This is a genomic window from Lysobacter sp. Soil_N_51, assembly GCF_057655755.1.
Genome location: NZ_JBDGLR010000003.1, coordinates 532,433 through 545,334 on the forward strand (window position 1 = coordinate 532,433; position 12,902 = coordinate 545,334).

Consider the following 12,902-nt stretch of genomic DNA (forward strand, 5'->3'; position numbering starts at 1 on the left):
CATGGCTCGCAATGCGGCACCGCAGCCGCGCGATTTCGGCGCGATATCGCTCGCGTGTTGATCCGCTGTCGTTCTCGCACGTTGGCTGCGGGTGGTTACCGCAAGCACCTGAAAGGTTCGTCGCAGTTGCATATTCGCGGTCGCGGCTTGCGCCGCTCCTGCAGTCGCTCCGTGTAGGAGCGGCGTAAGCCGCGACCACGCCGCTGCGATTAGGTCGAAGGTCCGTCGTGGCCGGGTGGTTGCAATTGCATCGAACTTTCGTCGCGGTTGTTGGTTCACGGTCGCGGCTTACGCCGCTCCTACAGTCGCTCCTACACTCGCTCCGTGTAGGAGCGGCGTGAGCCGCGACCGCGCTGTTGCGATTAGGTCGAACGTCGATCGTGGCCGGGTGATTGCAACTGCATCGAGCATTCGTCGCAGTTGAGAATTCGTGGTCGCGGCTTACGCCGCTCCTACAGGTGGCGACTGTAGGAGCGGCGTGAGCCGCGACCACACTGCTGGGATTACGTCGAACGTGTGTCGTGGCCGGGTGATTTCAACGGCAACGACAGTTCTCCGCCACCGCTCACCTGGTCTCGATAAACCGCAAACCCACCCCGGGCTCGGTCGCGATATAGCGCGGCGCGGCCGCGTCGTCGCCGAGTTTGTGCCGCAGCTTGCCGACCAGGATGCGCAGGTAGTGGGTGTCTTCCTGGTGGGTCGGGCCCCACAGTTCGCGCAGCAGTTGCGGCTGGGTGACGACGCGACCGGCATGCTGGACCAGCATCGCCAGCAGCGCGTATTCCTTGCGCGCGAGCACGACCGGTTCGCCGTGCAGGTGGACTTCGCGCCGGGCCAGGTCGATGCGCAGTTGGCCGTCGTCGAACACCGGCAGGATTTCGCCCTGCGGGCCGTGCGCGCGCAGCAGGGCGCGTACGCGTGCCATCAGCTCCTGCACGCCGAACGGCTTGGTCACGTAGTCGTTGGCGCCGCCGTCGAGCGCGGCGACCTTCTCGGCTTCGCTGGAACGCACGGTCAGCAGGATCACCGGCACGCTCGACCATTGGCGCAGCTCGCGCAGCACGTCGAAGCCGTCGCGATCGGGCAGGCCCAGATCGAGGATCACCAGGTCGGCGCCGCGCGTGGCCAGGCTTTCCAGGCCGCCGTTGCCGTGTTCGGCCAATTCGACCGCGTAGCCCTGCGCGCGCAGGGCGATGTCGAGGAACTTGCGGATCTGCGGCTCGTCGTCGATCACCAGCACGCGCGCGGGCGGCGTAGTCGCCGGCTGCGGCGGGTGCGGATGCGGAGCGTGGTCCTCGGTCATGATGCGGGCGCCGCGACGGGTTCGATGGGCGGCAGGGTAATGCGGATCGTGGTGCCGCGGCGACCCTGTTCGTCGGCCAGGCCGGGCAGGGCGACCACGCTGCCGCCGTGGGCGCCGATCATGCCCTGGCAGATCGCCAGGCCCAGGCCGGTGCCCTGACGGCCGCGATCGCCGCGTTCGACGCTGTAGAACATGTCGAAGATGCGCGCGCGTTCGTCCTCGGGAATGCCCGGGCCGCGGTCGCTGACGTCGATGCGCAGGACCTGCTCGGTGTTCGCGCCGGGCTCGGCGTCGACCCTGCGCGCGTCGATCACCACCGCCACGTCGGGCGGCGAGAACTTCACCGCGTTCTCGAGCACGTTGAACAGCGCTTGCTCGATCAGCGCCGGATGCACCCAGATCGGGCCGAGCCCGGGTTGCAGACGCACGTCGAAGCGCGCGCGCGGCTCGTAGCGTTGCAGGCGGGTCACCGCCGAGCCGATCAATTCGTCCACGCCGATCCAGTCGCGATTGAGCGCCAATCCGCCGTGGCCGAGCCGGGTCATGTCGAGCAGGTTCTGGATGTAGCGGTCCAGCCGTTCGCCTTCGATGCGGATGGTTTCCAGCAGACTGTGGCGATCCTCGCGCGGCATCGCCTCGGCGTAGTGATCCAGGCTGCTGGCCGCGCCGATGATCGAGGCCAACGGCGAACGCAGATCGTGCGAGACCGACGACAGCAGCGCCGAGCGCAGCCGCTCGGTCTCGCCGCTGACCCGCGAGTCTTCCAGGTCGGCGACCAATCGTGTGCGCAGAATCGCTTGAGCGACGTCGTCGGTCATCGCTTCGGCGAGACGGCGTTGCTCCGCGCCCAATCGCGTCAACGAAGACGGGAAACGCAGCCCGACCACGCCGGCCGCCGGCGCGTCGGCCGATGCCTCGCCTTTGAGCGGCAACAGCCACCACTCCGATCCGGCCAGGGTATCGGTGTAACGGCCTGCAGACTGGCGATGCTTCAGGCTCCAGTCGGCCGCGGCGCGATCCTTGTCGCTCATCTCCGGCAACTGCTCGCCGCGCAGCGGCGCCGCGCCGATGTAAACGAAGGCTTCCACCCCGAGCGAGCGCTTGAGCGCTTTGCGCCCCGCATGCACGACCTGGCCCACGTCAGCAGCGGTCGCCAATTCGCGGCCCAAGGTCTGCAGTTCGGTCGCGTGCGCGTTGGATGCGCGCAGCGCCAGCACTTGCATGCGCAGCTTCGAGGCCAAGCGTCCGGCGACCAACGCCGCGGCCAGGAACAGCAGCACCGTCGCCACGCCCTGGCGCGCGCCGATCAGCAAGGTGTAGCGCGGTTCGATGAAGAAGAAGTTGTACGCCAGAAAACACAGCACCGAGGCGATCACCGCCGCGGTCATGCGCGTGCGCGCGGCCACCACCACCACCGCGACGATGAAGATCAGCGACAGATCGCCCAGGCCGATCCAGCGTTCGGCGACCCAGGCCAGCGCGGTGGCGAAGGTCGCGGCGACCACGGCCAGGCCCGCGTCGCTGCGGGTCAGCAGGCCGCGCAGGCGGCCGCCGCTGTCGCGCAGCGAGCGGCGCGCACGCGCGCGCGCTTCCGGGGTGCTGACGATGGTCAGTTCGTAATGCGCGCCGCGCTGGATCAGTTGCTGGGTCAGAGTGCGGTTGACCATGCGCGCGAGCGGACGCTCGCGGGTGCGGCCGAGCACGATGGTCGACACGCCGGCGCGTTCGGCATGGTCGAGCAGGGCATCGACGACGCTGTTGCCGTGCAGCACCACCGCTTCGCCGCCGAGCCGGCGCGCCAGCGCGAAGGCGCGGTCGAGTTCGGACTGGCGCGCTTCGGCGGGCGCGTTGCCGGCCTGTACCGTCACCACGATCCACGGCGAATCGCGGCGTTCGGCGATGCGGCGCGCGACCCGCACCAGGTATTCGGACTGGCCCAGGCCGTCGATCGCGACCAGCACCGCGCGACGCAACGGCACCCCGGGCAGGCCGCGCGCGGTCTGCGCCTCGCGCAGATCGCTGTCGACGCGGTCTGCCGCGGTCTGCATCGCCAGTTCGCGCAACGCGGTCAGGTTCGACGGCGAGAAGAATGCCTGCAGCGCATGTGCGGCCTGTTCGGGCACGTAGACCTTGCCCTGTTGCAGGCGCTCGATCAGCTCGCGCGGCGGCAGGTCGACCAGGACGATGTCGCGCAGGCGGTCGAACAGCGCATCGGGCACGGTCTCGCTGACCCGCACGCCGGTGATGCGGTGGATGACGTCGTTGAGGCTTTCCAGGTGCTGGATGTTGATCGTGGTGTAGACGTCGATGCCGGCGTCGAGCAGTTCGAGCACATCCTGCCAGCGCCGTTCGTGACGGCTGCCCGGCGCATTGCGGTGGGCGAGTTCGTCGACCAGGGCGACCTTGGGTTTGCGCGCCAGCAGGGCGTCGAGGTCCATTTCCTCGATCGTGCGGTCCTGGTATTCCAGGCGTTTGCGCGGCAGTACGTCGAGGCCTTCGACCAGGGCGAGGGTTTCGGCGCGGCCGTGGGTCTCGACGATGCCGACCACCACGTCGATGCCGCGGCGTTGCAGTTCGCGGGCGCGACCGAGCATGGTGTAGGTCTTGCCGACGCCGGGCGCGGCGCCCAGGAAAATGGTCAGGCGACCGGCGCCCTGGCGTTGCAGTTCGCCCATGAGGGCATCGGCTTGGGCGCTGCGGGGGTCGGTCATGGGGGAATTGTGCGCTGGGTGGGTGAGGGGTGTGTAGTGATGGGATGTGGGTTTTGGGCGCGGGGCTTTTAGATCGGGAACTGGGATGTCGTTCCTTGGCCTTTGCTTGGCGCTGCCTAGGCCATGCAAGATGCTTCGTTGCAGTTGCAGTTGCAGTTGCAGTTGCAGTTGCAGTAGCTGTTGAGGCTCCTGTTCCGGTTGCTGGTGCCGTTGCCCTTTCTGTTGCTTTCAGCTTTAGTCGTGAAGCCGCGCAGTTCATCCAGCGCCGCGAAGCTTGTAACTCGCGTTAGCAACAGCACACCCGAAGGGCGGCGCGCATGGATGCGCGCCGCGCGCCACCGGGACATGGATGCCCCGTGTGGCGCGTGCCCGCGTCGGCTCCGCACTTGCGGGCCCTTGCTCCACAACAAAGCATTTTTCTTTGGTTACCTTTCTTTTGTTGCTTTAGACAAAAGAAAGTGACCCGCCGCTTTAGTGGCGGAAGCTTTTGATCTTGCTTGCAGCTTCAAAGCTTCAAAGCTTCAAAGCTTCAAAGCTTCAAAGCTTCAAAGCTTCAAAGCTTTTAAGCCTTTGAGGCAGGGGCAACAGCTTTCGTCCGCAAGCGGCCGAGTTACTTTCTTTTGTCAAAAGCGACAAAAGAAAGGTAACCAAAGAAAAACGCTTTTTTGTGAATCAAGGGCCCGCACGATCGGTGCTGACGCAGGCATGCGCCACACGAGACATCCTGTCTCGGTGGCGCACGGCGCACATCCATGTGCGCCGCCCTTCGGGTGTGCTGTTGCTACGCGAGTTACAAGCTTCGCGGCGCTGGATGAACTGCGCGGCTTCAGGCTTAAGCCAAAACTAAAGCCAAAGCCAAAGCGGAAACCGAAACTGGGATCGGAACAAAAGCTACCGCCAAAACCAGACGCGAACCTCGATGCCTACAACGGCAAAGCCCCGCATGAAAGCGGGGCCTGCCGGAACCCATCTAAACTCAACGCGCCGCGTCCAACGCCAGATTGAGCTTGAGCACGTTCACGCGCTCCATGCCGAGCACACCGAACTGCGGCGCCTCGGTGTTGCTCGCGATCAAGGACTCGACCTGAGCCACGCTGAGACCGCGCGCCTTGGCCACCCGCGCGGCCTGGATCCGCGCCGCGCGCGGGGACAGGTGCGGGTCCAGGCCGCCACCGGACTGGGTGGCCAGTTCGGCGGGGACGTCGGCAACAGCGATGCCTTCGCGCTGCGCGATCGCCGCGGTGTCCTCGGCGATGCGCTTGCGCAGGTCGGGATTGCTGCGCGCCTGATTGCTGCCCGACGCGGCCGTCGGGTCGTACTTGGCCGCCGATGGACGCGGCTGGAAATACTTCGCGTCGGCGAACGGTTGCGCGATCAGTTCTGAACCGACTGCGTGGCCGTCGTGCTGGATGATCGAGCCGACGGCTTGCGCCGGAAACGCGAGCCGGCCCAGCGCGGTGCCGGCGAGCGAATAGAGCAGGCCGAAGCCGAGCAGGGAGACCGCGGCGAACAGCAACGGGGTGCGTATGGAAACGCGATCGTCGAGGGTGAGCGATTGAGTGGCTTGGGTGGTCATTGAAGTGTCCTGTTAGGTCGGTGCGGGCGGTGGGCCCTCACCCAACCCTCTCCCGCAAGCGGGAGAGGGCTTTGATGACGCGGAAGTCTTAGAAGATCGCGACCAGCGCCATGTCGATCAGCTTGATCGCGACGAACGGCAGCAGCACGCCGCCCAGGCCGTAGACCAGCATGTTCCGGCGCAGCAGCGCGACCGCGGTGGCGGGCTTGAAGCGCACGCCGGCCAGGGCCAGCGGGATCAGCGCGGGGATGATCAGGGCGTTGAAGATTAACGCCGCGAGCACCGCGTTGCTCGGGCTCGACAGGTGCATGACGTTGAGCGCGGCCATCTGCGGAATCGCCGCGGCGAACAGCGCCGGCAGGATCGCGAAGTACTTCGACACGTCGTTGGCGAGCGAGAACGTGGTCAGCGCGCCGCGGGTGATCAGTTGTTGCTTGCCGACCTCGACCACCGCCAGCAGCTTGGCCGGATCGGAATCCAGATCGACCATGTTGCCGGCTTCCTTGGCCGCTTGCGTGCCCGAGTTCATCGCCAGGCCGACGTCGGCCTGAGCCAGCGCGGGAGCGTCGTTGGTGCCGTCGCCGACCATCGCCACCAGACGGCCGCCGGCCTGTTCGGCGCGAATGCGCGCGAGCTTGTCTTCCGGCCGCGCTTCGGCGATGTAGTCGTCGACGCCGGCTTCGGCCGCGATCGCCGCGGCGGTCAGCGGGTTGTCGCCGGTGATCATCACCGTGCGCACGCCCATCGCCCGCAACCGCGCGAAGCGTTCCTTGACCCCGTGCTTGACCACGTCCGACAACTCGATCACGCCGAGCACATGGCGGCCCTCGGCCACCACCAGCGGGGTGGCGCCGTTGCGTGCGACCTGCTCGACGCGCGCATTGAGTTCGGGCAGCACTTCGCCGCCTAGCGCGCGCACGTACTGGCTGATCGCATCGCCCGAGCCCTTGCGGATGGCACGCGCGCCGCCGGGGTAGTCGGCCGGCAGGTCGACGCCGGACATGCGCGTCTGCGCGGTGAACTGCAGGTAGTCGGCGCGTTCGGGTTCCGGCGTGGTGCTGTGCTGTTCGCGCGCCAGGCGCACGATCGACTTGCCCTCGGGCGTGGGATCGGCGAGCGATGACAGCAGCGCGGCATCGCGCAACTGCGAATGGTCGACACCGGCGATCGGATGGAACGCGGTCGCCTGACGGTCGCCGAAGGTGATGGTGCCGGTCTTGTCGAGCAGCAGCACGTCGACGTCGCCGGCCACTTCGACCGCCTTGCCGGATTTCGCCAACACGTTCGCCGACAGCGCGCGGTTCATGCCGGCGATGCCGATCGCCGGCAGCAGGCCGCCGATGGTGGTCGGGATCAGGCACACCAGCAGCGCGATCAGCAGCAGCGGATCGAGCTTGGCGCCGACGAAACCGGCGAACAGCGGCAAGGTCGCGACCACGATCAGGAAGGTCAGGGTCATCGCCGCGAGCAGCATGGTCAGGGCGATTTCGTTCGGGGTCTTCTGCCGGTTGGCGCCTTCGACCAGGGCGATCATGCGATCCAGGAAGCTGTGGCCGGGTTCGGCGCTGACTTCGATCACGATCTCGTCGGACAACACCTTGGTGCCGCCGATCACGCCGGAGCGGTCGGTGCCCGCTTCGCGCAGTACCGGCGCGGATTCGCCGGTGACCGCCGATTCGTTGATCGTGGCCATGCCCTTGACGATTTCGCCGTCGGCCGGGATCAACTCGTTGGCCGAGACGATCACCCGATCGCCGGGCTTGAGCGTCGATGCCTGCACCCGGGTTTCGTTCTTGCCGATCGTGTCGAGCTTACGCGCGACCAGGTCGCGCCGCGCCGCACGCAACGAGGCCGCTTGACCGCGACCGCGCGCTTCCGCGACGGCTTCGGCGAAGTTGGCGAACAGCACGGTGATCAAAAGAATCACGGTGACCGCGATTCCGAACACGGCATTGCCGGGAACGAAGATCGTGATCAGCGCCGCCAGCACCGTGCCGAGCAGGACGATGGCCATGATCGGGCTGCGCAGGGCATGCCGCGGCGACAGCTTGACGAAGGATTCGAGCATCGCCGCGCGCAGGCCGGCGGCGTCGAGGCCGGCCATGGCGGTGTTGCGGCGTTGCACTCCGAGATGAGTTTGTTCGGTCACGTGGGCGTACCTCAGAGAGCGGGGCTGCTGAGCGCCGGGGCGGCGCTCGCAGACAGCGTCAGGTGATCGGCGATCGGGCCGAGCACCAGCGCGGGCATGAATTGCAGGACGGTCAGGATCACGATCACCGCGATCAAGGTCATGGCGAAGGTCGGCGTTTCGGCGTGCAGCGTGCCGGCGCTTTCCGGCGCGACGCGCTTGCGTGCGAGCAGGCCGGCGACCGCGAGCGGAATCAGCAGGGCCGGGTAGCGGCCCAATGCGAGCACCGCGGCGCAGCTCAGGTTCCACCAGTACGTCGCATCGCCGAGGCCTTCAAAACCCGAACCGTTGTTGGCGAACGCCGAGGTGTACTCGTAGAACACCTGGCTGATGCCGTGGAAGCCGGGATTGGAATTGCCGGTGATCGAGGGAATCGCCAAGGTGATCGCGCTGAAGCCCAGCACCACCAGCGGTTGCAGCAGGATCAGCAGCGCCAGCAATCGCACTTCGGGCGCTTCGATCTTGCGACCGAACAATTCCGGCGTGCGTCCGGTCATCAGCCCGGCCAGGAACACCGACAGCAACAGATACACCAGGAACTGCTGCAGGCCGCAGCCGATGCCGCCCCAGATCGCGTTGATCAGCATGTTGACCATCGCCATCGCGCCGGTCAGCGGCGCCAGCGAATCGTGCATGCCGTTGACCGAGCCGTTGCTGCTCTGCGTGGTCAGCGCGGTCCACAACGCCGTGTCGCTGGCGCCGAAGCGGGTTTCCTTGCCTTCCATCAACGCCGCATCGGTGCGGGTGGACGAATACGCTTCCGAACCCACGGTCAGGCCGGTCGACAACACCGACATCAACAGCATGCTGCCGAATACCAGCGCGGTGAGTTTGCGCCGTCCGGTGAACGGACCGACCATGAAGGTCACCGCGACCGGAATCAGGATCAGCGCCAGGGTTTCGAGCAGGTTCGCGAACGGGGTCGGGTTTTCCAGCGGCACCGCGCTGTTCGGGCCGTACCAGCCGCCGCCGTTGGTGCCGAGTTGCTTGGCCGCGACCATGGCCGCGACCGGGCCGATCGGAATCTTCTGTTCCTTCATCTCGACGCTGTGGTCGAGCGGCGTGGCGCTGACCGCGCCCTGCAAGGTCGAAGGCACGCCCTGCGAAGTCAGCAACACCGCCCACACCAGGCACAGCGGCAGCATGAAGCGCAAGGTCGCGCGGGTGACGTCGACCCAATAGTTGCCCAAGTCGCGCGGCGCGCCTTCGGCTTGAACGCTGGCGTCGCCGGTATGCGCCAGCGCCTGACGCCCGCCGAACAAACCGCGCAGGGTCGCGACCACGATCGCCAGGCCCATCATCGGCGTCACCACCTGCAGGCCGACGATGCCGACCATCTGCGACAGGTAGCTCAACTGCGCCTGGCCGGAGTAATGCTGCTGGTTGGTGTTGGTGAGGAACGACACCATGGTGTGCAGCGCGGTGTCCCAGCGCATGTTCGCAATGGCGTCGGGATTGAACGGCAGCCAGGCCTGGGTCATGAACAACACCCAGACCAATACCGCGAGCACGAGGTTGCTGAGCGCGAACGCCAGCGCGTAACCGCGCCAGCTCATGCCGCGCGCGGGGTCGACGCCGAGCACGCGGTAGATAGCGCCTTCGACCGGCGCGAACACCGCGTCCAGGCGCGAGCGATCGCCGCGCATGACCCGCGCAAGGTACCGGCCGAGCGGCCATCCCAGGCCGACGGCGAGCGCGAATACGAGAAAGATTTCGATCATGGTGAAGCACCGGGCGGTGAGAGATCCGCGCTGGCGCGTCCGGCGCCGTTACGGATCGCGCGGCGACGAGAGGGTCGTCGCCGCGCTGGGGAAGTTGGCGCGGATCGTTCCGTGGTCCGCGGTGCGGCTGCGCGGACTAGAAGTCCTCGGGGCGCAGCACGACGTAGAGCAGGTAGGCGGCGGCCACCAGGACCGAGATCGCGCACACCAATGAAAGCCAGCCGGGCATGGTCGTTACTCCAGTCAGAAGGACGCCTGCACGGCCGCTTCGATGCGCGAGCCGGCAAGCGAGTCGCCGAAAATCCGCTCGGCGTTGTGGTCGGTGGCGTGCGCGCTCAGGCGCAACTCGAACGGTGCTTTCACCGCCCAGATCGCGCTGAGCTGACCGTGGCTGTAGCTGCGGTCGTAGACGTCGTCGAGAAAGTAATGGCCGAGCGCGGCTTCGAAACGCAGCGCATCGTTGACCGGGAAGCGCGCACCGATCTGCGAATACAGACCGCGCTCCTTGCTGCCCAGCGCTTCGTTCGAATAGCCCAGCGACAACCAGTAGTTGTCGCGATAAGTCACGGTGCCGTTGAGCTCGGTCCAGTTCAGATCGGTGGTGGTCGACGGATAGCGGTAATGCAGGACGTTGACGTCCAGCGCCCAGTTCTCGGCGATCTTGCCGGCCCAGCCGACGGTGAAGTCGAGTTCGCTGCTGGCGTGGGTTTCCGGGGCGAACTCGACGTTCGAGCCCCAGATCGAGCCGTAGAAGCCGTTGCCGGCGGCGGCCTTGAAGCCGACCTGCACGGCCGGATCGCCCTGGGTCTGCGAGCTGCCGCGCCAGACGTAATCGCTGGTCAGCGCGGCCGAGCCGGTGAAGCTCGCGCTGGTGGATTCGGCCGCGTGCGCGCGGGTGCCCAGCGCGAGCAGGCCGATGCCGGCGCAGACCGCCAGGACCAGCGGAAGGGTGGCCTCGCGGCTGCGGAACAGGTGATGCGACGACGACATGTGAGGTATCCGGGAATAGGCAACGAGGCCGGTCTGGCCACGGGGTCATTCTCGGAACATGGGGCGTAAAGCCGCTATTTCGTGCGGGCGGTCACGGCGTAAATTTGTCGTAAACAATGGGCGTTGCGGCGTAAATCGCGGCGGCGAAATAATGTGCCCTGCTTTTGTTCCGGCACCGCGCAGTTCATCCAGCGCTGCGAAGCTACTGACTCGCGAGACGAACAGAACACCCGAAGGGCGGCGCACATGGATGTGCGCCGTGCGCCACACGGGACATCCATGTCCCGGTGGCGCACGGCGTGCATCCTGCACGCCGCCCTTCGGGTGTGCGTTTGCTAACGCGAGTGCGTGGCTTCGCAGCGCTGGGTAAACTGCGCGGCTTCAAGTTCAAGCAAAAGCGACATGGCCTACCTGTAGGAGCGGCGCAAGCCGCGACCGCGAAATACGTTTAGTGCGTAGGCTTCGTAGTGGTGAGGTGGTTACGGCTTCGCTGCGACGTTTTGCGATGTCACGTTCGCGGCGGCTGGTTGCATCGCAATTGAGGTGTCGTGGTCGCGGCTCGTGACCGAAGGAAATCCAGTAGGACGCCGCTCCTACAGGGAGATACGCGACATGTCGGAGATCGTGGTGGCGCAGGCGTGCTGCCGTGGGAACCGGCGACTCACGCAGAACGACGATCAATCGCGCAGCAACGCCTTCACCACCGCCTCGGGCTGTTTCATCCACGCGAAATGATCGGCGCGCACGCCCAGGTCATTCGCGCCCAAATCGATCGCTTCGACCCGCGCGCGCGGCAGTTTCGACAGAAGGAACTCCTGCGAGGCGCGCGGTACCAGCCAGTCGTCGGTCATGCGCGCCACGCGCAGGTCGACCTCGACCTGGGCCATGCCGGCTTCCATGTCCGCGTCGATGCCGGGCGCAGCGTAGCGGCCGCTCAAGGCGGTGCGGGCCCAGTCGGTGATCAGGCTGCGCGCTTCGTTGCCGCCGAAGCCGATGCGGCGGCCGGGCAGGGTGCCGTTGACCTGCGACAGCCACGGCAGGAAGCGGTAGATCATCGGCATCGCCAGACGCCGCGGCATCGGCCAAGTCGGCCAATACGGCGCGCCGCTGGCGGTGAGCCACAGGCGGGTCGGGATCGTCGGATCGTTGTGCAGCTTCGCCAGACCGAGCCGCATGCAGGCCATCTGCCCGCCGAGGCTGTGGCCGCCGATGATCCGCGGCACGCTGGGCAGCGCGCGCGCTACCGCCGCGTCGCTCACTGGCAGATCGTCCAGCAGCAAGCTGCGGTAACCCCAGTCGCTGCTGCGGCTCGCGCGTTGGTTGCTGCTGCCGTTGCCGCGCCATTCGTGCACGAACACGGCGATGCCGCGCGCCGCCAGTGCATGCGCGAACGGCAGGTAGTGGCGCGCGGCGACGCCGAGGGCGGGCAACCACAGCAGGCTCGCGCTCGGACGCGGCGGGATCGAGGCGATCAGCGACCAGCGATGGCCGTCGCTCGCGCGCAACGAGCGTTCTTCGGCGACGGTCGACTCAAGCACGCGGCGCGGCTCCGAAGTGATCGAGCACCAGCACCTCGCTGCGGCCAGGGCGATAGCCCAGGCGCAGCGCGTCATGCACATAGTCGGCCGCGGCGGCGCAGCTGTCGGCGAGCGTGCGGCCCAGGCACAGGTTCGCGGCCACCGCCGAAGCCAGGGTGCAGCCGGTGCCGTGCGCGTCGAGCTGCAGGCGCGGATGCGCGATCTCGCGCACTTCGCCGGGCATGGCGAACAGATCGACCACATCGGCCACGTCGCCGCGATCGGGCAGATGCCCGCCCTTGAGCAGCACCGAGCGCGCGCCGAGCGCGAACAGGCCGTCGAGCGCGGCGTGCATGGCCGCGCGATCGGCGATGGCGCGGCCGAGCAGCAGCTCGGCTTCGGGCAGATTCGGCGTGATCACGCTGGCCAGCGGCAGCAGCCGCGTGCGCAGCGCGTCCAGCGCGGACGGTTCCAGCAGGCGCGCGCCGGAGGTCGCGACCATCACCGGGTCGAGCACGATATGCGCGGGCCGGTAGTGCTCCAGCGCATCGGCCACCGCTTCGATCACATCCGCAGTGGCGAGCATGCCCAGTTTGACCGCGCCGATCTCGAAGTCGTCGAAACACGCGTCGATCTGCGCGCGCAGGAAGCCGGTATCGGGCACATGCACCGCGCTGACCCCGCGGGTGTTCTGCGCGGTCAACGCCGCGAACGCGCTGAGCCCGTGCACGCGGTGCGCGGCGAAGGTCTTCAGGTCGGCCTGGACCCCGGCGCCGCCGCCGGAATCGGAGCCGGCGATGGTCAGGGCGGAGATGACGGGGATGCGATTCATCGCGCCAGCCTAACCAAAACCGCCTTATTTGGAAGTCTTGACGTCCTGCGTGGTCGATCCAGCG

Annotated in this window: 9 protein-coding genes; all 9 read right to left on the reverse strand. The window is 67.1% G+C overall.

Annotated features, from left to right (window positions below):
• Positions 1-565 precede the first annotated feature (565 nt).
• On the reverse strand, positions 566-1,303 hold the full coding sequence (locus AC3A4T_RS07715) for a response regulator (RefSeq protein WP_487674828.1): 738 nt from the start codon (positions 1,301-1,303) through the stop codon (positions 566-568).
• A complete protein-coding gene (locus AC3A4T_RS07720; RefSeq protein ID WP_487674829.1) occupies positions 1,300-4,014 on the reverse strand; it encodes an ATP-binding protein in 2,715 nt (904 codons plus the stop codon). The genes AC3A4T_RS07715 and AC3A4T_RS07720 overlap by 4 nt, the downstream gene beginning before the upstream one ends.
• 976 nt (positions 4,015-4,990) lie before the next feature.
• Positions 4,991-5,590, reverse strand: coding sequence for a potassium-transporting ATPase subunit KdpC (gene kdpC, locus AC3A4T_RS07725; RefSeq protein ID WP_487674830.1), 600 nt, complete (start codon positions 5,588-5,590; stop codon positions 4,991-4,993).
• 88 nt (positions 5,591-5,678) lie between these two features.
• Positions 5,679-7,694: a potassium-transporting ATPase subunit KdpB gene (kdpB, locus tag AC3A4T_RS07730; RefSeq protein ID WP_487674871.1), complete on the reverse strand. Its 2,016-nt coding sequence runs from the start codon at positions 7,692-7,694 to the stop codon at positions 5,679-5,681.
• A 56-nt stretch (positions 7,695-7,750) separates the two neighbouring features.
• The gene (kdpA, locus tag AC3A4T_RS07735) at positions 7,751-9,499 is read right to left on the reverse strand and encodes a potassium-transporting ATPase subunit KdpA (RefSeq protein ID WP_487674831.1); all 1,749 of its coding nucleotides are present in this window, start codon (positions 9,497-9,499) and stop codon (positions 7,751-7,753) included.
• Positions 9,500-9,635: 136 nt separating this feature from the next.
• Positions 9,636-9,728: a potassium-transporting ATPase subunit F gene (locus AC3A4T_RS07740; RefSeq protein ID WP_036115829.1), complete on the reverse strand. Its 93-nt coding sequence runs from the start codon at positions 9,726-9,728 to the stop codon at positions 9,636-9,638.
• A gap of 14 nt (positions 9,729-9,742) precedes the next feature.
• Positions 9,743-10,489 (reverse strand): TorF family putative porin, encoded by a 747-nt coding sequence (locus AC3A4T_RS07745; protein ID WP_487674832.1) that lies wholly within the window; start codon positions 10,487-10,489, stop codon positions 9,743-9,745.
• A gap of 677 nt (positions 10,490-11,166) precedes the next feature.
• The gene (locus tag AC3A4T_RS07750; protein WP_487674833.1) at positions 11,167-12,027 is read right to left on the reverse strand and encodes an alpha/beta hydrolase family protein; all 861 of its coding nucleotides are present in this window, start codon (positions 12,025-12,027) and stop codon (positions 11,167-11,169) included.
• Positions 12,020-12,838 (reverse strand): bifunctional hydroxymethylpyrimidine kinase/phosphomethylpyrimidine kinase, encoded by an 819-nt coding sequence (gene thiD, locus AC3A4T_RS07755; RefSeq protein ID WP_487674834.1) that lies wholly within the window; start codon positions 12,836-12,838, stop codon positions 12,020-12,022. The genes AC3A4T_RS07750 and thiD overlap by 8 nt, the downstream gene beginning before the upstream one ends.
• Between the last annotated feature and the right edge of the window lie 64 nt (positions 12,839-12,902).

Bases quoted from the DNA above. Each gene is read 5' to 3' on its own strand.
- kdpA (WP_487674831.1), bottom strand. From the start codon at position 9,499: ATGATCGAAATCTTTCTCGTATTCGCGCTCGCCGTCGGCCTGGGATGG.
- AC3A4T_RS07720 (WP_487674829.1), bottom strand. From the start codon at position 4,014: ATGACCGACCCCCGCAGCGCCCAAGCCGATGCCCTCATGGGCGAACTG.
- thiD (WP_487674834.1), bottom strand. From the start codon at position 12,838: ATGAATCGCATCCCCGTCATCTCCGCCCTGACCATCGCCGGCTCCGAT.
- kdpC (WP_487674830.1), bottom strand. From the start codon at position 5,590: ATGACCACCCAAGCCACTCAATCGCTCACCCTCGACGATCGCGTTTCC.
- AC3A4T_RS07740 (WP_036115829.1), bottom strand. From the start codon at position 9,728: ATGCCCGGCTGGCTTTCATTGGTGTGCGCGATCTCGGTCCTGGTGGCC.
- kdpB (WP_487674871.1), bottom strand. From the start codon at position 7,694: ATGGCCGGCCTCGACGCCGCCGGCCTGCGCGCGGCGATGCTCGAATCC.
- AC3A4T_RS07745 (WP_487674832.1), bottom strand. From the start codon at position 10,489: ATGTCGTCGTCGCATCACCTGTTCCGCAGCCGCGAGGCCACCCTTCCG.
- AC3A4T_RS07715 (WP_487674828.1), bottom strand. From the start codon at position 1,303: ATGACCGAGGACCACGCTCCGCATCCGCACCCGCCGCAGCCGGCGACT.